Source organism: Dyella silvatica (assembly GCF_026283955.1).
In the GTDB taxonomy this organism is placed as follows: domain Bacteria; phylum Pseudomonadota; class Gammaproteobacteria; order Xanthomonadales; family Rhodanobacteraceae; genus Dyella_C; species Dyella_C silvatica.
Genome location: NZ_JAPDPE010000101.1, coordinates 1 through 20,465 on the forward strand (window position 1 = coordinate 1; position 20,465 = coordinate 20,465).

The following is a 20,465-nucleotide window of genomic DNA, read 5'->3' on the forward strand; positions in this document are numbered from 1 at the left end:
CAGCGAATGAATGCGTGCGCCGGATCGAATGCATCACACGACCGATCGATGATGACCAGCCCGCCGGCCAGTATGATCAGCTAGCGACCCACGTCGACCGGCAGAAATCGACCCGAAACGGGCGTTCGGAGAACGCCCGGATCAGGTGTCGTCGCTACAGTAAATCGAGGGGACTGATCGTGTGGCGTATTGCGTGATGTACGTGGGTATAGATCATTGTTGTCTTGATGCAACTGTGCCCGAGTAGTAGCTGAATCGTTCGAATATCGATACCGCTCGCGAGCAAGTGTGTAGCGAACGAGTGCCTGAGCGTATGGACCGAGGCGTGCTTGTGGATCCCGGCCTGTGACAGGGCATCCTTGAAGTGTTTTTGAAGTGTCGACTCCGACGCATACCAGCGTAGCGTTCGTCCTGAGCCGAGGCACTTCCTGGTGATGCGGGATGGGAATACGAACTGCCAGCAGAGCATGCGGCTGGCGTTGGGGTATTTGTGGCCCATGCCACCGGGCAGAGGCGCGTGCCCCGCACCTGAAGTCAGGTCGTGCTTGTGGATGCGTGCCACCCTGATGAGCTGCTCGTGCAAAGCTGTACGCAGACGGGAGGGCGGGATGGCCGTGCGGTCTTTGCCGCCCTTTCCAGAGCGGATGTGAATTGTGCCTGCGCCAAAGTCGATGTCCTTGACCCGCAAGGTCAGGCATTCGGTGATGCGCAGCCCTGTGCCGTACAGCAACTCGGCAATCAGTCGGGAAAGTCCGCCAAGAGCGGCCAAGACCTGTCGAACCTCTTCGACGGTGAAAACCACTGGCAGCCCAGACAAGCGTTGGACCCGCCTGAGTCCATCCATGTGCCCCACCTCAACCTCGAGCACGTCACGATAGAGGAATAACACGGCATTGAGCGCCTGAGACTGAGTCGTTGCTGCGACGCTTCGCCCAGCGGCCAGATCGTTGATGAAAGGTGTAATGCCGGCAGGACCGACGTCCCTTGGGTGGCGCTTGCGGTGGAAGAAAATGTACTGACGGATCCAATACCGGTAGGCCTCTTCTGTGCGTCGACTTAGGTGCCGCCGCCGGCAAACGATCGAGACCAGGTCCATAAGACGAGGTGCGGCTGGTGCAGGGACTTACCCACCCCATGAGGGTCACTCCAATGGGGGTAAAGGTGGCACCGTAGCGCCTAGTGTGTGACGATCTCAATCAGGGTTCGCGGTGGATGTATAACCCGACCCACGTCGGTCTATTAGGTAGTTAGGCCGCTCTCTAGGCTTTTGTAGCTGAAAATCGAGGCAAGGCTAATGCTGCAACTACGTCCAAACTGCGAGTGCTGTGACAAAGACTTGCCTCCCGATTCAACCGAGGCTGTGATTTGCACATTTGAGTGCACATTCTGTAGGTCGTGCGCACAGGCTATTCTGCACAACACGTGCCCGAACTGCGGAGGCAACTTCAGCCCCCGCCCAATTCGCCCCGCACACTTAGTAGTCAAATATCCACCCTCACCGGATCGGGTGCTCAAGCCAGGCAGCTGTGTTGCAGCGGCCTAACAATTCGTTCAAGGCGGACGGCTACGCCGCCGCTTAACTCCAGCGCTCGCCAGCCGCAAAAATGCAAGCGATCACACCCGTCAGTTTCGATGAACTCCTCGCAGGTTTCGAGTGGACGAGCGCTGCAGCTCCCTTCGAAAACGAGGCTTACGTCAACAGGATCACCGGCAAGACCTTCTGGTCATCGAGCAGCACCGATGTAGAGGAAGAACTCCCGGAAGATATCGATGACGAATGGGTCTACCTGGCAATCCCGAACAAGGAGGACCTGGATCTCGGGCGGGAACTCGCCTTGCGCTTTGTCGACGCCCATCTGCCGGAGTCCTACGAACTCGCCCAAGGGTACTTTCAAAGCCGTGGCGCGTATCCACGATTTAAGGCGTTGCTTGACTGAAAGGGCCGACTTGAACATTGGTACGCGTTCGAGAAGACGGCCGTGGAAGTGGCGCTGCGAAAATGGGGTGTAGAGAACGGCTTGCAGCTCAGGTCGTAGCCGCGCCACTAGCCTGACCCTCACGGCAATGGCCGCTTTGCGGCATGCATTTGCAGCAAGCGACCGGCAGTTGTTGGCCGACTCCGGCCGGTGGCCGCACACTGATCGGGATGCCGGTGCGCTGATCAGGATCGATCGGTGCTACTGATCAACGTCATCGGTGTGCGCAAATGAAACCACCTTAGGCGATCAGCCAGATAACCGCGTGAGCGTTCGGAAATACCACGCCATCGCGGCACCCATCGCGAATACCAGGGCCAAACCGTAGGCGGCTGAAGCTGGCGGTCGCAATCAACCGCCAACTTCAGCCAGGCAAACCTTAAGGAGCCAGGGTGAAAGCGAGCACCTGGACCTTGGCATTGTTCGGCAATTGAATGCTTTGTATGGTTTTGCCGCGGTCCAGCGCAAACGTGTAGTTATAGAGATAGAACGTGCGATTGTCCGGGCTACCGCCGCTTCCGTCCCGGTATGCCATCTTCGCCGCTTCCAATTCCCCGCCATAGCTCTGCGGGGTGAACCAGTCGCTGATGCCTTGACTGAAAGAAGACTTGCTTCCGTCAGTGTAGGTAACCGTGAAGGCCTGCGATGTCTGGCTGCCGTTGACGCTGGTCGCCAGCATTTGCAAGGACGAGAATTTCCCTGCAGGCAAGCTGACCGTCTGCGCCGCGGCACTCAGCACATTGGCGGCATTGGCAGCGCCGAGATTGAAGGTGAGATTGTTGAAGACAAGCGACCGGCCCAGCAGCTGCGACGAATAGGCATAACCGTTTCCGTCCAATCCGCCGCTAGCTGCGAACTTCGTCGCGTCGCCATAGATGCCAGTCTTGTTGAACGATGTCGACAAATTGACCGGGACGGCTGCCGTCGCCGTATTGCTCAAGGCGTAAGCCAGCACGACGACATTGGCATTGCTAGGCAGCAGGACGCTTTTGACGGTTTTGCTGTTATTGATGGGCAGCGAATAGCCGTAAAGATAAAACGTATTGCTGTCCTGTCCGCCGCTGCTGGTATTGCGGTAAGCCATCGTCAGCGCTTTCGATTCTCCCGCGTAATTCTGCGGGTTTGCCCAATCACTCAGGCTTTGGGTAATGATCGTGCTGGTGCCATCGGTGTAGTTCACCGTGAAGGATTGGGACACCTGGTTTCCGTTCACTGCCGTCGCCAACAGGTTTAACGCGCTGTACTGTCCTGATGGCAACGCGATGGTCGCATTGCTCCAGGCATCCGCGCCGTTGGCAGAGCCAAAGGTGAACGTATTGCCGGACCAGCTCTGCGTCGCGCCCAGCAGGTTTGACGAATAGGCATAGCCATTGCCGTCCAGCCCACCGGTGCTAAACGCGGTCTGATCGGTATAAATGCCATAAACGCTGGCGGCGCCGCTAGGCGTGCTACTGCCCAGCCCGGCATTGAACGCATTGGCATAGGCCGCCGTCGTACTGATCGTGCCCGTGGTTTTCCCTTTGATATCGTCGTAGAGCCAGAGAAAACCACCGCTGATGCCGCACTTTTTCTGCCAGCCGCTTATCGTGCTTTGCACCTGGGCAGGGGTCGCATTGCCGCCATCGGACAAGGTGTCGTCTTCCAGGCCCGGATACACCGGAACACCGGCGAAGTCCCAGCCTGAGCAAGGGTCGTTTCCAGTGCCGCCCGCATACGCCTGCAAATGAACCCCGTCGACGGTACCCGGGCTTTGCGTGTTGATTTTTGTAACGACGTCGGTCCAATAGGAGGCATTGGTATAGACATCGGGCATCACGTGATAGCCAAGGCCGCCCAGCATCACCGCGAATTTGACGGTGGAATCGGTATCGTTGTTGTTTTCATCGTCGAGATCGATAGCATCGACTGCGGGCAAGGCGTCTTTCAGTGCCTTGAAGTCCTTGTAGAGGATGCTGTCCGAGCCAGTGCCCTGGGCCTTGATCAAGGCCTGGATATTTTGAAAATCCCCGACGTTTGACGAGCCAATGCTGAAGGTGATCCGCTTCGGGGTGCCCTTTTTCATGGCGGCCAGGTCTGAGGCAAACAGCGGCCACGTATTGTTGCCGATGTAGGCGCCATTCGAGGTGAGTGGAAACTCTCCATTGAAGTTCAGGTCGCCGTTGCTCTTGACCTCGATATTCCACACGATGACTTCGGTAAATCCCGAGTTCGCTATTTCAGTGACATTTTTGGAAACATCATTATTTGCATTGCGTATATAGAACGGCCCACCGCCGAATATCCCCACATAACCGTTCTGCGCAAATGCCGCGGGCGACAAAAGCGTTGCTCCGCAGCATAAGGCGATAAGCGTCTTCTTGCCGCGCAACGACCAGGCCCTCATGTTCAACCTCGCTCGATCTTGCATGTAAAACGCAGACATAGGATGTCCTCCTGTGCAAAGCGGATAAGCGGCGACTGGGCAATCAAGCAAAACTTCTCAGCTCCCCTCCCTCCATCGCCGATCGACCAGCCCTGGCGATGCCAAGGCCGTACTTCCCAAAAGCCAGCCATGTGATCTCAGCTTCGTACTCAGGGCGGGACACGATGGAGGCTGCCCCTTCCTTGCCGATTCACCCACCTCGCCCACGGATGGCCGGCACTTCACCTGCAGGGGCATAATCAGCTAATTTAGATCGATCTAAATTTTTGATAAGACGACGCCCACGCAAAACACCTTTCCCTGCTAAACGCAGCCACTGGCCAGTCCCCCTACTCCACCTCGGCCAATCACCCCAGGCGAGGCATCTCCGCAGTACCGTACGCGCGACCAACCACGCTTGCGCGATCATCATGGCAAGGCGCCGGCTTCAAGTTACTCGGCAGCAAGCCCTATGCGGCCAAAGCCTATGGCGCTGCTTATCAATCATTACGCTCAACAATGTGTAGTACATGTATATCCCTGACCGGCACGACTCGCGCAGACTATTTAACCAGCGCGTCAGCGACTAAAGCCCCCGCCCCTGCACAGCGCCCGCGAATGCGCCGTCAACGCCGGACGAGTACGCGATACTGCCGCGGCGTTACACCGGTGAACTGTCGAAACTGACGCGACAAGCTGCTTTGGTCGCAGAAGCCGGCGATCTGGGCAATTTCGGCAATCTGCGCCGTACTCTCGGCGAGCAGGCGTGCCGCCGTATCGATACGAATCTTCTGCAGGTATTGCCCGGCGGAAAGTTGAAAGACCATCTTCATGCGCCGGTCGAACTGGGCCGGCGTGAGGCCGGAGCGCCGCGCCATCTCATCGACCCGTAGCGGCACCGCCAGATTGGCATGTATATAGTCGATAGCCTCGGCAAATCTCTCGCTGACCATGCCGGCCCGACTCGGTTCGAAAAGATCTCTGGATATACAGGCCAGTCCGATGAGATGGCCGCCGGCATCGCGCAGCGGCTCCTTGGTGGTCAGGCACCAGCCCGAGCTCCGATCCGGGTAGAGCGTAAGGTCGAGCGCGTTGAGCAGGGCCTGCTCGGTGCGAAACAACTGCGCATCCTGACGCGCATAGCGCTCAGCCATCGGCGTCGGAAACAGGTCGAATGCGGTCAATCCAATCGCCGCGTCGCGATGAATCAGGCTGCAGCGTGACACGCAGGCTTCGCTCATCCATACATAACGACCCTGGGTATCTTTTACTGAAAAGACAATATCCGGCAATCGGTCAAACAATGAGGCAACAAACATTCCCTGCCCGAGTTGCTGCATAAATGTGGTCTGCCATTCCTTTTTATCGACCATAATGCCCGCGCTCCCATGTCGGATGAATTTGTGCATTTACCACGCCGATGACTGGTAATAAGCCAAGACGACTCGGATAACCCTGCCTAATATCACCACTGACCGTGCACGACCGCATGCTGCGGCAGCACAAAACGCACGGTAAAAACAGGGGGAATTACTCATAACCCGAGGAGCTTGCATGAGCCACTATTCTGTTTTGTCGCGTTCGAAAAACGTGCTTTGCGTCGCATTGTTGCTGGCCTGCGGAGTCAGCCATGCCACCCAGGCCGATAGCAAAGTCCAACCAGCGCCAGTGAATCCTCCGCCACCCAGTGCCGAGGCCATGCGCCTCGCATCACCCCCTGTAACAGCCATCAAGCATCAACAACAACGCCAGCTGACACCCGCCGATCGCGCCCCGCAAGCAAGCTCGAAAGAGCATCTTCGTAGCGACTACGATAAGCCGTATAAATATCCAAACGAATCCAGCCGACTTCGCGCCGCCGCGGCGGCGGCAAGTTGCGACGTGCAGGCACTGGCCTCGGCCAGCGGCAGTCAACTCGTCTCGCTTATTCGCGCTGCCGACGTGGATGGCTGCATCAACACCCTGTTCAATGTCACAGGAACCAGCGCCGGGCAATTATTCGGCGAGGCCAAGATGGCTACCGTCGCCGATGCCCTGCGTAGCGATGCAGCGAGCTACCCGGGCAGCAACGCCAATAGCACGCTCCAACTCATTCTGTTCTTGCGCGCCGGCTACTATGTGCAATACGGCGACCCCGCCGATGTGGGCAGCTATGGCTCCTTGCTGAAGAATGCCATCCGCCCGGCGCTGGACGCCTTTGTCGCCAATGCGCATTTTCACGATGTAAACGACAGCCATGGCCAGGTACTGGCCGAGTTCGTCACCTTGATCGACAGCTCAGGCGAAAACGCCCACCAGCTGACGACAGTGCGCGACATGCTCGATGGCTACAACAGCAGCTATCACAGCTATTGGTACATGATGTCGGCGGTCAACAACCTGTTCACCGTGTTGTTCCGCGGCCACTACAATCAGGACTTCGTCGATGCCGTGCAGGCCAACGACTTCATCACGCCGTCGTTGTCGAACTTTATCAGCCACAACGCCGCCGAGGCAGGCACAGGCAACGAATATCTGCTGGCCAATGCCGCTCGCGAGATGTCCCGGTTTCTGCAGTACGCGTCGCTGGCCGCCGTCGTGCAGCCCGAGGTAAAAAACATTCTCAGCGCTTATGGCATGACCGGCGCGGGCGCGTCGATCTGGGTGGCCACGGCGGACATTGCCGACTACTACGACCATGCTCATTGCAGCTATTACGGCATCTGCGATTTCAGGACACAGCTGGCTAAGACGGTATTGCCGGTGGACTATCCATGCAGCGCCGACTTGCATTTACGCGCCCAGGCACTGACCACAGACCAGGTTTCGCAGACCTGCGCCCAGGTTATCGGCGAGGAAGGCTTTTTTCATCAGCGCGTGCAAAACAGCAATACCCCGGTTGCCGATGACCATAACAGCACCCTGGAACTCGTGGTTTTCCACAGCAGTTCGGATTACCAGACCTACTCGGGCGCAATTTTCGGTAACGATACGAATAATGGCGGCATCTATCTTGAAGGCGACCCGTCCGCCGCGGGCAATCAGGCGCGCTTCATCGCCTACGAGGCCGAATGGCTACGCCCTACCTTCCAGATCTGGAACCTCACACATGAATTCGTCCACTATCTCGACGGCCGTTTCGACATGTATGGCGATTTCACCGCGGCGACCAGCACCCCGACGATCTGGTGGATCGAGGGACTGGCCGAATACATGTCCTACAGCTATCGCGGCGTGCCCTACCCCGAGGCCTTCGCCGACGCAGGCACCGCCGCCTTTCCACTCAGCACCATCTTTGCGAACGACTACAACAGCGGGCAAGAGCGCGTTTACCGCTGGGGCTATCTCGCCACTCGCTACATGTTCGAGAACCACCAAGATGAAGTCGGCAATATTCTCGGCTATTTCCGCCCCGGCAATTACAGCGGCTATGCCAATTATCTTGGTCAGATCCGTACCACGCATGACGCTGACTGGGGCCAATGGCTGACCTGTCTTGCCTCGCATAATGGCGATACGCAGACCTGCGGCAGCGGCTCAGGCAACCCACCACCCGCAGGCTGTCCCAGCGGTGATGTTCGCGTGCTCGGCAATGGCTGTACGCGCAACGTTACCGATACCCCGCGCGCCGGTGACCTGCAGTACTTTTACGTACTCATGCCGGCAGGTATCGCACAACTGACCATCAGTACCCGCGGTGGCTCGGGCAACGCCGACCTCTATGCCAGCGCCTCCGGATGGCCATCCACCAGCTCCTACGATGTCCGTTCCAGCAACGCCGGCAATAACGAAAGCGTGACGATATCCAACCCCGTCGCTGGGCAGTACTACTTTATAGCGGTATCCGCCGCATCGCCGTTCAGCGGGGTAAGCATCAGTGCAACCCTAAGCCCCCAGGTCCCTGGCTCGTTGCTTGTGGCGAACCAAGGCCAAGTCATTCAACGCCAGCCATGAAGTAACCGGATCATCGGTAATGCAGAACTCGGCGGGCCACCGGCCCGCCGAGTTCTGCCAGAAAGTCACACCACCGGTTATCTGCGCATGGCATGTCATTTGAATCGTCGGCGGCGCTAAGCTAAGCGGGCCGGTGCAAGAAACTCGGTGACCGCAACAGGCGCAGGCAATGCTGCACTTGGTCCTGCACCAACCGACCCGTATCGGCAACACCAGGCCAGCTGGTTAAAGCAAATCGTGGCCTGCCTTGTTCGGCTGTCCCATAGCTAGCGTTGCATGCCAGAGCCGCGGGCACTCCTCTGGACATGGCCATCTTCATCACGCAGTGCCCATCACGAGGAGTCAATGGCATGAAGAGCGTATTCGTTGGATTGTCCCTGTTGGCCGCATCACTTTCGGCAAGCGCCGGTGATATGCGCGACAGCGGGGTAATACACCAACCCTATTTCAGCAGAGTGCCGCCCAAGCAGCCGATTTGTGCGCCGGAGCAGGTGCTGGTGCCAGTCTACGGCGACGGGGGCGTCATCGTGAATTGGATATGCGTGGGTCCACAAGGTTAGTCACGATCACTCCTTGAAAGACTGCCCACGATCTCTGGATAAAAAGCCAAGGAAGGCCCAATGAATAAAGGGCAAGCCATGCCCGGGTTGACGGCGCAATGACAACTGGCACTGGTACAACGCATGCTGCGAATGGATGCTCGCCTTATCCATCCGCATCGGAATAACAGCATGAGTTCTTGGCCTGGGGCTTGCCGCGGCATGGTCATGCTTCTGGCGGCGCTCATGGCAAATGTGTCGACGGCACAACGCGTGCCTCAACACCAATCGTTCGGACTACAGGTACCGTGGCAGGCAGAGCCGGTCATAGTCGACGGCAAGGCACTGCTGGTTTACGAATTGCACCTGACCAATTTCGCGCGTGATCCGCTGCTACTCAAGCGGATCAGCGTAGTGGACAGCCACGGTCAGGCGTTGATTGAACTTCAAGGCGACGCGCTGAGCGCAAGCATTGATCGCGGCGATGGAATCACCGGCAACGACAAACTTCGCCTGCCGGCGGGCAGTCATGCCACGGCCTATCTCAGCGTACCGCTGACCGACAGCTCTGGCGCGGAGCTTCAACTCAGGCATCTCGTCACCTACCAGACATCGGCGACCGCGACCAGCGAACCCGCCAGCGTCGAGGGTGGCGCCTTCGAGGTGAATCATCGTCCGCCACTGCAGCTGGGTCCGCCACTGCGTGGCGGGCCATGGGCCGCCATCTACGACCCGCGATGGGAGCGCGGTCACCGACGCGTGCTCTACGCCATCAACGGCGCGGTGCATATCCCGGGCCGCTTTGCCATCGACTGGATTCGTCTGGGCAGCAATGGCGGCTTCGCCCGCGGTGACGGCGCGAAGCCCGCGCAATGGTATGGCTATGGCGCGGACGTGCTGGCCGTCGCCGATACCATGGTGGCATCCACCGGCGAAGGCATAGCCGAGCCGTCCACCGTAAGCTCGACCACGCCACGCAAAGTGGCCCTGGAAGACGCCGCGGGCAACTTCGTCGCGCTCGATCTCGGCCAGGGACGCTACGCGTTCTATGAGCACCTCAAGCCGGGCAGTATTACGGTCAAGCCTGGTGAGCGGGTAAAGCGTGGCCAGGTAATCGGCAAGCTCGGCTTCAGCGGTGAGTCGACCGGTCCGCATCTGCACTTCCATATCAGCGATGCCAATGCGCCGCTCGATGCGGAAGGGCTGCCCTATGGCTTCGAGCGCTTTCGTGTGGTTGGCGTTTACACCTCGATCGAAGCCTTCGACCGAGGCGAGCGCTGGCTGCCATCATCGGCCAGACAGGATGATATTCGAAAACAAGAATTTCCTGCGCCGCTATCGGTCGTGGATTTCCCTGCGGATGCATCGCGCCACTAGACCTTGCCGCCGACCATGATCGTGGCCACACGCGCCAACCGAAACGCGCTGCAGGTGAACCGATTGGCGCACGCAGGCCACAAACAAGCCCATCGCGGGTAACGCCTTCGCTGCTGATAAGTGCAGACGCTTATACCGGCATCCGGCCACCATTGCTCGACCATCACTTCTCGACAAAGGCTCGTTCAATCACGTAATCGCCCTGCTCGCGCGTCCGTGGCGACACCTGAAAACCGCGGCCATCGAGCAGGCTGCAGGTATCGTCCAGCATCGACGGACTACCGCACAACATGATGCGGTCGGTCTGCGGGTTCAGCGGCGGCAAGCCAACGGCCTCGCTCATCACGCCATCGGCGATGGCATCGGCAATGCGGCCACGATTGCGGTACGGCTCACGAGTCACGCTGGGGTAGTAAATCAACTTCTCGCGCACCAGCTCGCCCAGATACTCATGCTGCGGCAACTCGCGCTCAAGATAATCCGCGTAGGCAAGATCGCTGATATGCCGCACACCATGGGCCAGCACGATCTTATCGAAGCGCGCATAGGTTTCGGGATCGCGCACAATGCTGAGAAAAGGCGCCAGGCCGGTGCCCGTACCCAGCAGATACAAATGCTTGCCCGGCCTGAGGTCGTCAAGCACCAGCGTCCCGGTTGGCTTGCGACTTACGATCACCGAATCACCCGGCTTCAAGTGCTGCAAGCGCGAGGTAAGCGGGCCCTGGGCCACTTTGATACTGAAAAACTCCAGATGATCTTCGTAGTTGGCGCTGGCAATGGAATACGCACGCATGAGCGGCCGCCCCGCCACCTCCAGCCCAACCATCACGAAATGACCGCTATCGAAGCGAAAGCCCGGATCGCGCGTGGTGCGAAAGCTGAAGAGACTGTCATTCCAATGACGCACGTCGATCACGCGCTCTGTCGCTAGTACAGCCATAGTCGTTCCCGTCGATATTGAGACGCCGATATATGCACAGTGGATGCAAAAGCCGCATAGCGGCATTTATAGATACTGATTGCGACGATAAAAAGTCCAAAGCACAACTTTATCTATTTTGGTTAGTTAATCAAATAAGCGATTCAACTATGCTGTCGGTGTACTCGTCAAGAACCTTCTTGGTCGCAACCACCTTCACCATGACCAGCATGCCCTGATAGCTGACGCAAAGCTGGCGCGCGAGCTTGTGCGGGTCTTTATCGGGCGAGATTTTACCGACCGCCTGGCCGCGCTGGACCAGCTCCAGAAACTCGCGCTCGAACATGCATATACCGGCAATGACCTTGGCGTGCGTCGGCTTGTCGTGCATGCCTATCTCGATGGCGGTGTTGGTCAACAGACACCCACGATCCTTGCCAAGCTCCGCGTGATAAGTCGTTGTGAACAGCGCCCGTATACATGCAATGGGGTCATCGCCCTGCAGGTGCTCATCGATGCGCCGCTTGACGACATTCGCCAAATAGAAGTCCAACGATGAAAGAAATACCTCCTGCTTACCGCCAAAAGCGTTGTACAGGCTGCCTGAAAGAAGGCCGGTAACGGCTTCAAGATCTTTCATTGAAGTCGACCGATAACCACTGCGGCGAAAGAGTTGCGTCATCTCACGACGGGCAACGACGACATCGAAGTTCTTCTCTCTTGTCATGGCACAGCACCTATGTTATCAATTATTTGGTTGAACGATCAAAAATGTTGCTCGAGCTTCATTTTAGCGCAACAAACATGAGTCAGTCTGTTCAACACTTGGGGACAACCTACTTCTTTGGACGGCCGCCCAGCCCTGCTGGCGACTGCTTCCTCCAAGTCATCCGCGCCGTCATCAGTCAGCGACGGTGAATCGCCATGGGGTTTTGCAACGCAGTGACACCAAGGGTAGACCACATATATGGACGCACGCTCGGTTAATACGATCGTTAATGCTGGTGCCGTTGTAGGTGATGTATCTGCTGATATTGAGAAAAAGGTCGCCGTTGTCGGGCTTGGATGTTACTACCCGGGCGCAAAATCGCCTGGCGAGTTATGGCAAAACATTCTTGCCAGACGGCAGCAGTTTCGCCCGATGCCAGATGTGCGCCTGCCGCTGGCTGACTACCACGATGCAGATCGCCGCACGCCGGACAAAACCTATGGTCACCGCGCGGCCGTCATCGACGGCTACGCCTTCGACTGGGCGACGCGTCGAATTCCCAAAAGTACGACCGAAGCGACCGACATAGCGCATTGGCTGGCGCTCGATACAGCGCTGCAAATGCTTGACGACGCCGGCTACGACCCGGCGCGCCTGCCGCGCCACACCACTCAGGTAATCGTCGGCAACACCTTGACCGGCGAATTCACCCGCTCCAATACCCTGCGCTTGCGCTGGCCTTATGTGCTCAAGAGCCTGCGCGCCTCGGCGGCCGCTGCAGGCTTATCGGGCGAGGCGCTGCAAGCGCTTGAACAAAGCATGGAGCTGTCGTTCAAGTCGCCGTTTGCCCCGGTCAACGAAGATACCCTCGCCGGCGGGCTGGCCAACACCATCGCGGGGCGCATCTGCAATTATTTGAACGTCAATGGCGGCGGTTACACCGTCGACGGCGCCTGCTGCTCATCGCTGATCGCGGTATATACCGGCGCCATGAGCCTGGTGGCGGGGCATAGCGATTTTGTCATCGCCGGTGGCGTGGACATCAGCCTAGATCCGTTCGAGCTGATCGGCTTTGCCAAAACCGGCGCACTCACCGCCACCGAAATGCGCGTCTACGATGCGCGCGGCGACGGCTTTATCCCCGGCGAAGGCTGCGGTTTTGTCGGCCTGAAACGGCTGGCCGATGCGCAGCGCGATGGCGACAAAATCTATGCGGTGATGGATGGCTGGGGCATGTCTTCAGACGGCCGCGGCGGCATCACCGCTCCCAGCGTCGACGGACAACATCTGGCGATCGCGCGAGCCTACCAGCAGGCAGGGGTCAAGCCGGAGCTGCTTGATTTCATCGAAGGCCACGGCACCGGCACCACGCTAGGCGACAAAACCGAGTTGCTGGCCATCGCCAAGACGCTGGGCCTGGAGGCCAAACCGCAGCAATGCGGGGTGACCTCGTTCAAATCCATCGTCGGGCATACCAAGGCCGCCGCAGGCATCGGCGCGTTCATCAAGGGCGTCATGGCGGTCAATCAGCGCGTGCTGCCGCCGACCGCCGGCTGTGAGCAGGCTCACCCGGTGTTTGCCGGCGATGGGCGTGCGATGTACCCATTGATCCGCGGCGAAAAACGTTCGCCGCAAGCCACGCTGCGTGGCGGCGTATCGGCGATGGGCTTTGGCGGCATCAACGTCCACGTTACCTTGACCTCACCCGATGCAGCACCGATGGCATCGCTGCAGGGCGCTTATGACGAACGTGCCAGCATGGCCTCGTGGCAAGCCACCGAAGTGTTTCCGTTTGCCGCCGAAACCCCGGTTCAGCTACGCGAGCTGATTACCCAGGCGCGTCGCGATGCCGAAGGCATCAATGTCGCCGAGCTGGCCGACCTCGCCGCCGAGCTGGCCGCCAGGATCAATACCTCGAATCGCCATCGCGCGGCTATCGTCGCCGACACCCCCGATCAATTGCGCGAAAAGCTCGACGCGCTGTTAATCACCTTGCAGGAGACGCCGGCACAGGGGCATGGACCAGGTCCGCGGCATCGCCAGCGGCAGCGGATTATCGGTGCCGCGCCTGGGCTTGCTCTTTCCCGGCCAGGGCTCGCAACAACTGGGCATGGCGCGCCTGCTGATCGAGCGCTATGAGTGGGCGCGCGAGCTGGCCCAGCAAGCACAGCAATGGGCTGCCGATGCGGGTACGCCGTCGCTACTGCAATCGATGTTTCCGAATCTCGATCGGATGCCGCACAAGGAGGATCGCGAACCCTTTGTACAGGCATTGCGTCAAACCGAAATAGCACAGCCGGCCATCGCCTTGGCATCCTTGCTGTGGCTGCAATTCATCGAGCGCCTCGGCCTGCAGCCCGATTGCGTGCTCGGCCATAGCCTGGGCGAACTGAGCGCTTTTCACGCGGCCGGCGCCTTCGGTGCGCGCGAGCTGATCCAGCTCGCCACGTTGCGCGGACAACAAATGGCGGCGGGCGGCAAAACTGCCGGCGCCATGCTCAGCCTGGCCTGCACCCAGACTCAAGCCAGAGCCTTGATCGACCAGGCTGGCGATGCCGGCTACGCCGTGCTGGCCAATATCAACAGCGACGAGCAGATGATTGTTTCAGGCGAGCTTGCGGCGATCGAGACGATCGCCGGGCTTGCCGAGAACAGCGGCGTCCGCGTACATCGCCTGCCGGTGAGCAACGCCTTTCACTCCGCCCTGGTGGCCGATGCCGCCGAACATCTGCTCGAACACGCGCCGATCGCCGCTGCTTGCGAAGCCCTGCGCTGCACCTTGCTGTCCAGTGTGGATGGCCGGCGCATCGACAGCACCATCGATCTGCATCGGCATTTCTCCGAGCAAATCCTGTTGCCGGTCGACTTCGTCAGCGCGGCCAAGGCGATCACTCAAGAAGCGGATCTGCTGATCGAAGTAGGCCCGGGTCGCGTGCTCAGCAACTTGATCGGCCAGATGGCGACTGACTACCGCATGAGCAGCCTGCCGCTGGAGGCGAAAGCCGAAAGCATGCAGGATCTCAACTGGCTGCTGGCCTGCGCGCATACGCTTGGCGTGGCGATTGAATGGAAAACGCTTTACGCCACCCGCGTGATCAAGCCCTTCGTGCCTGCCGCGCAACGCGACTTTATCGTCAACCCCTGCGAACGACCGATGGCGCAGGCAACGCCGGCAAGCTTCAACCTGCCGGCCGCCATGCCTGCACCGGCTGGCCTGCTATCCGGTTCGGCGGAAAGCTACGTCGATGAAGCACTGGAACGACTACTTGGCTATTTAAGGCATCGCGGTGAGTTCGTCGCCGATGTCATCAAGGCCGATGTGCGCGCCACAGCCCGCAGCGAAGGCGGCCATGTTCGTCCCGCGGCGCCAGCCAGGGCCTATGTCGCGCCCGTCGGCGAGCCTGCCAGCATCGCGCCCAGGCCGGTGCAGGCAACCCTGCCGCAGCCGGCGCCGGCTGGCGCACGCGACACCGTGCTTGACCTGGTCGCCGAGTTCACCGGCTTCGCTCGCTCGTCGCTGTCGCTGGCCATGACGATGGGCGACGACTTGAATCTTGACTCGATCAAGGCAACCGAAATCGTTTCGCTGGTGGCTCAGCGATTCCAGCTTCAGGCGCATATCGACCCGGCCGATTTCACCCAACGCTCGCTGGCCGACCTGGTGGCCGCGGTCGATCAGTTCTCCACCACGGCCTCCAGCGGCGCCGCGATGGCGTCGTCACAGCCCATCGTCACCGCAGCCGCCCGCTTGTCGGCAGCCGTCACCCTCAGGCAACTGGTCGCCCGCGCCACCGGCTTCGCCGAGGCCAGCATCGAGCTGTCGATGAAGCTCGGCGACGATCTGAACATGGACTCGATCAAGGCCGGCGACCTGATCGCGCAGGCCGCCAACGCGCTCGGCCTCAGCGGCGGTCAACTGGATGCCGCGGAGTTGTCGGCCGCGTCGCTGGGTGATATCGCCAACCGCATGGAAGCGCTGGCTTCGTCGCAGCGCCAGGTAACCGTTGCCGTCAACGTCGCGGCTGGCGATACGGCCTCCGTACTATGGGACGCCGTCGCCCGCGTCACCGGCTTTGAGCGCGGACGCCTGTCGGCGGAGCTGCGCATGATCGACGACCTGAATCTGGACTCGATCAAAGTCGGCGCGATTCTGGCGGAAGTGATTGAGCACATCGGCTTGAACGGCAAGCTCGACCCGGCGGAACTCGCTGGCGAAACACTGGGCCATATCGCGCAAAAACTGACCGCCTTGCGCAGCGCGAACGCACTGCCGTCGGCTCAACCGCTAAACCCATCGCAGCATGCGCCACTCAGCAGCGAGGCCCTGCCCGACTGGGTTCGCGCCTACCAACTGGTGCTGCGGAAAGACCCCGACGACAAGGCGTCGGTAACGGCATCGCAGGCGCTGTCGTTTGCCGCTGCGCGCTGTTTCTTGCAAGCCCCCGACAGCGATAACGACAGCGCCATGCTTATCGCCGATGCACTAAGCATCGAGGGCGCCCAGATCACGGCCGATCAGACCATTGCCGCCGAAGCACAGCTTGAGCACTTTATCGCGGTCCTGCCCAGAACGACTTCGTTGCCGGCCGTACCACAGCCGCAAGTCGTCGCGTCGCTGATCGAACCACTGCACCAGGCCGCGCAGAATGCCTTGCGGCTTGGCTGCAAAACGCTGACCTTTGTACAGTTCGGCCTGGCCGAATCATTGCGCGCCCCGTCCGCTCAGCATGCCGCGGCCATGGATACCTCGTGCGCACAGGCCTTTGCTGCCAGCGTGCATCTTGAGCATCCTGAGCTGAAGCTGCGGGTGCTGGATTTCCCGGCGAGCGCTTCCAGCGAACTCATCGCGCAGAAAATCGTCAGCGAACTACAGCACGAGGAAGCCTATCGCTTATCGTTCTACGGCGAGGATGGACAGCGGGAGAGCGTAAGCCCGCAGATGCTCGAAACAGCCTTGCTGCCGCCACGTGAACTGACCTGGTCCAGCGATGACGTGGTGCTGGTCACCGGCGGCGGCAAAGGGATTACCGCCGAACTGGCATTGGCTTTCGCCAAACGCACCGGCGCGCGGATCGCCCTGGTCGGCCGCACCGTGCTCGATCCGTCGGCGGCAAGCATTGATCCCGCCAGCGCCGAGGTACACGCCACGCTGCAACGTTTCAGCGCCGAACATCAAGTCGCTCAGTACTTCTCCTGCGACATCGGCGAGCCGGCCGCCGTCGCTTCCTTGATCGAACAGGTCAAGCAGGCGCTGGGGCCGATCAGCGGCTTGATCCACGGTGCCGGCACCAATAAGCCACGACGGGTGGAGCAAGTAACCTCCGCGCAGGCCTTGCAAGAAATCAGCCCGAAACTCTGCGGCATCCTGGCGCTGTGCCAGGCGCTGGATACGCAACCGCTGAAACTGCTGCTCGGCCTCGGCTCGATCATCGGCGTCACCGGCATGCCGGGCAATGCCTGGTATGCGTTTTCGAACCAGGCCATGGATGTGGCGCTGGCGAATTTCCGCGCACGCCACCCATCGACGACGACGCTTACGCTGGCCTACAGCGTATGGGCCGACGTCGGCATGGGTGCTCGCATGGGCAGCGCCAAGCGCCTGGCGCAGCAAGGCATCAGTGCGATTCCGCCGGAAGCCGGTGTCAACCACTTCCTCGAATTGATCAGCGGCCAGGCGCCGGCCCAGCAAATCATCGTCGCCGGCCGCCTGGGCGGGCTCGATACCTGGCAGCCGGACCGCTCCGCCCTCACCCGGCCGGGCCGCTTCATCGAAACGGTGCTCGCCTACCAGCCCGGCGTCGAGCTGGTGACGCGGGTACATCTGTCCGTGCAAAGCGACTCCTACCTGAAAGACCACTACTACCGCGGTGTTTATTTATTCCCCACCGTGTTCGGCCTAGAGGCCATGGCGCAACAAGCTTTTCTACTCGCAGGCGACGTGCTTGGCGGCGACGGCGCGCGCTCCAGTTTCAGCGCGGAGCAGGTGCGGCTTGAACGCCCCATCGTCGTCGACGGCAACAAAGGCACCACGATCGAACTACGGGCCACCGTGCGCGCTCGACGCGATGCCGACGAACCGCTGCGCGTGGACGTGGGTATCTACACCGAACAAACCGGCTACCGCCGCGATCACTTCGCGGCGACGATCCGGTGTTCCGAGCTTTCGCCGACCGATGACGGCCAATGGCAAAAGCCATCCGCATCCATCGATCAACTCGACCCCCAGGTGGATTTGTATGGCGGCTTGCTGTTCCAGGGCAGCGCCTTCCGGCGCATGCGCGCTGTGCACGAGATGAGTCGCTCAGGCTCGCTGACTACGATCGAACGCAGCCACGGCAACGACTATTTCGCCAGCAGCTTGTCGTCCAGGTTGTTTTCACCGCACCTGCTAGCCGGCGATCCGTTCTTCCGTGACGGCCTGCTGCAAACCGCGCAGCTCTCCGAGCAGGGGCAATACCTTCCCGTCGGCATCGAGCAGGTCGAGATTTACGACAACGCCGCGGGCATCGTCGGCCATCTGACCGTACAAAACCAGATCACCTCACGCCATGGCGACGAGTTGGTTTGCGATGTGACGGCTTATAGCGAAGGCGGCCATATCGTCGAGCGCCTACGCGGGTATCGCCTGAAGCGCGTGTCGATCGATCCGCATGCGCCGACCCCGGAAGATTGGGTCGACCCGACCCGGCGCGACCAGCAACTGCTGCAGACCGCGCTGGATCAGGCCTGCGCCACGCTAGGCCTGAATACGCCGAACTTCGTCATGGTCCACGCCCCGCAACTGGCGTTGATGGAGCGTACCCGCCGCCGCCTGAGCGAGCTGCCGCTGTTCGGCGACGTGGTCGAACGCGCGCTAGCCATCGAAGGACGCACACTCGACGGCGATATCGAAATTCGCTGGGACGGCAGCGGCAAGCCGACCCTGGCTGGCGGCGCCACCCAGCCGCTGGGCATATCGCTGTCGCACGACCGCTCGCATTGCCTATGTGTCTGCGGTGCGGAGCCGCAAGGCTGTGACATTGAGCCCGTCGAGCCACGATCGACCGAAGCCTGGCTGGCACTGCTTACGCCACAACGCGGCCCCTTGCTGCAACAACTGCAACAAGGCGGCGACACGCGCGATGAGGCCGGCACGCGCATCTGGTGCGCGGTCGAGGCGGCTAAGAAAGCACTCGGCAGCGGCGGCATCGAATTGATCGTCCGGCAGCGCCAAGGCAACGCGGTAACCTTCACCGTGCCGCAGAGGGACGGTGCTGAATCACTGACCCTGCTGACCTTGCCGATCACCCTCACCCGGCCCCGTCCGAAGATGCTGGCGTTCGCGGCATCGGCCGTCACCGCTCAGCGCAGTGGGTCGGCATCGAGCGCTGGCCGCAGCGTGGAAGACCGCGCGGCGGAAAAGCAGCCACCCGCCGAATCCATGGTCACCGGCAAGGGCGCCATCGGCTTATACGATTTGCGCGGCCCGCATGGCGAAACCACGACCTGCTGGCGTTTCCGTGTTCCGTTCAAAGAGATCACCACCCGCCGGCACGGCCTGAACTATTCGGTGGTGGCGGACTGGATGGGCAATATCCGCGAGCTGAGCATTGTCAGAATCGCCGCTGACCTCGTACCTGATTTCTCCTCCGGTCGCTGGGGCATGGTGACCAATCGCTCTGACATCACCATCGTCGGCAATGTGAACTGCCTCGACCTGGTCGAGGGGCGGCTATGGATCAGCAAGGTCTATGGCGCGCTCGACTCGTCCGTCGACATGCATTTCGACTGGGTGCGCATCCACCCGGACGGCCATGAGTCACGCATTGCCTACAGCAATATGACGACTACCTGGGTGGCGATCAAAGGGCATGGCGTCGTGGAGCTGGCGCCGTTTCCGAAGTATTTGCAGGAATTCACCCAGTCGTATCTGCCGACGTCGGCGTTGTCGGAGGATCCGTTCCATGCACGGCGGCCGCTGCCCGCCCGAGCCGGCACGGAGAGATCCTCGCGCATCGCCATGGAAGGTCCGGCGCTGTATCTGGCACCAGCCGCACCGAAGATCGAGCCGGTACTGCACAGCCACGTCTTCGATACCTCGCTGGCGGAATCTAACCTGGTCGGCAATATCTATTTCGCCAACTACTACCGCTGGCAAAGCACGGTCATCGATCGCTACCTGTTCGGCCTGGCGCCCAAATATTTCCGCGACGCCCAAGCCAGTGGCGAGCTGCACTGCCAGCAAAGCACCATCCAGCATCTGCGCGAAGCCATGCCATTCGACGAGATCGAGGTCGTCATGGCATTGAAAGAACTGTACGAAAACGGCTTCAAGCTGCAATTCGATTACTTCCATCTGTCGACGTCCAGGCAGCGTACCAAGCTGGCGGTAGGCCATGCCGACTGCTGCTGGGTGAGTACCGGCGCAGAGGGCTCGGCACGCGCCGCCAAGCTGCCCGAAGAGATGCTGCACGGCCTGCTCAACGCCTGCGGATCGGCTGCGGTTCGGCGTAGCAACGTACTGGTGTAACCACGGCTGAAACCACCGGAGAGATGGCGTTGGAATCGATCATCAAGCAGCGCGTTACCGTCGATATCGAGGACGAATTTGTGGTCCTGCTGATCGGCATGC

At 60.3% G+C, this 20,465-nt stretch carries 10 protein-coding genes and 1 pseudogene; 6 read left to right on the plus strand and 5 right to left on the minus strand.

Going from position 1 to position 20,465, the window contains the following annotated elements:
- Positions 1–154: 154 nt before the first annotated feature.
- On the minus strand, positions 155–1,096 hold the full coding sequence (locus OUZ52_RS17430; RefSeq protein ID WP_266159810.1) for an integron integrase: 942 nt from the start codon (positions 1,094–1,096) through the stop codon (positions 155–157).
- A 198-nt stretch (positions 1,097–1,294) separates the two neighbouring features.
- Here OUZ52_RS17430 and OUZ52_RS17435 point away from each other — a divergent pair, with 198 nt between their 5' ends.
- Positions 1,295–1,543 carry a DUF1272 domain-containing protein gene (locus OUZ52_RS17435; protein WP_266159811.1) on the plus strand — a complete coding sequence of 83 codons (249 nt, stop codon included), beginning with the start codon at positions 1,295–1,297 and terminating at the stop codon, positions 1,541–1,543.
- A 61-nt stretch (positions 1,544–1,604) separates the two neighbouring features.
- On the plus strand, positions 1,605–1,937 hold the full coding sequence (locus OUZ52_RS17440; RefSeq protein WP_266159812.1) for a hypothetical protein: 333 nt from the start codon (positions 1,605–1,607) through the stop codon (positions 1,935–1,937).
- A gap of 418 nt (positions 1,938–2,355) precedes the next feature.
- On the opposite strand, the gene OUZ52_RS17445 is transcribed toward OUZ52_RS17440, so the two are convergent.
- Positions 2,356–4,398 carry a hypothetical protein gene (locus OUZ52_RS17445; protein WP_266159813.1) on the minus strand — a complete coding sequence of 681 codons (2,043 nt, stop codon included), beginning with the start codon at positions 4,396–4,398 and terminating at the stop codon, positions 2,356–2,358.
- A 605-nt stretch (positions 4,399–5,003) separates the two neighbouring features.
- Positions 5,004–5,750 (minus strand): AraC family transcriptional regulator, encoded by a 747-nt coding sequence (locus OUZ52_RS17450; RefSeq protein WP_266159814.1) that lies wholly within the window; start codon positions 5,748–5,750, stop codon positions 5,004–5,006.
- Positions 5,751–5,931: 181 nt separating this feature from the next.
- Here OUZ52_RS17450 and OUZ52_RS17455 point away from each other — a divergent pair, with 181 nt between their 5' ends.
- Both OUZ52_RS17455 and OUZ52_RS17460 read left to right on the plus strand, forming a co-directional pair.
- Positions 5,932–8,310: a M9 family metallopeptidase gene (locus tag OUZ52_RS17455; RefSeq protein WP_266159815.1), complete on the plus strand. Its 2,379-nt coding sequence runs from the start codon at positions 5,932–5,934 to the stop codon at positions 8,308–8,310.
- Positions 8,311–9,095: 785 nt separating this feature from the next.
- Positions 9,096–10,226, plus strand: coding sequence for a M23 family metallopeptidase (locus OUZ52_RS17460; protein ID WP_266159816.1), 1,131 nt, complete (start codon positions 9,096–9,098; stop codon positions 10,224–10,226).
- A gap of 163 nt (positions 10,227–10,389) precedes the next feature.
- On the opposite strand, the gene OUZ52_RS17465 is transcribed toward OUZ52_RS17460, so the two are convergent.
- Together OUZ52_RS17465 and OUZ52_RS17470 are read right to left on the minus strand one after the other, a co-directional pair.
- Positions 10,390–11,166, minus strand: coding sequence for a ferredoxin--NADP reductase (locus tag OUZ52_RS17465; RefSeq protein ID WP_266159817.1), 777 nt, complete (start codon positions 11,164–11,166; stop codon positions 10,390–10,392).
- A 130-nt stretch (positions 11,167–11,296) separates the two neighbouring features.
- A complete protein-coding gene (locus OUZ52_RS17470; RefSeq protein ID WP_266159818.1) occupies positions 11,297–11,872 on the minus strand; it encodes a TetR/AcrR family transcriptional regulator in 576 nt (191 codons plus the stop codon).
- A 240-nt stretch (positions 11,873–12,112) separates the two neighbouring features.
- Between OUZ52_RS17470 and OUZ52_RS17475 the strand changes: the two are divergent.
- Together OUZ52_RS17475 and OUZ52_RS17480 are read left to right on the plus strand one after the other, a co-directional pair.
- Positions 12,113–13,399 (plus strand): annotated as a pseudogene (locus OUZ52_RS17475) (beta-ketoacyl synthase N-terminal-like domain-containing protein); the annotation flags it as partial.
- 472 nt (positions 13,400–13,871) lie between these two features.
- Positions 13,872–20,363: an SDR family NAD(P)-dependent oxidoreductase gene (locus tag OUZ52_RS17480; protein ID WP_266159819.1), complete on the plus strand. Its 6,492-nt coding sequence runs from the start codon at positions 13,872–13,874 to the stop codon at positions 20,361–20,363.
- Positions 20,364–20,465: the final 102 nt, after the last annotated feature.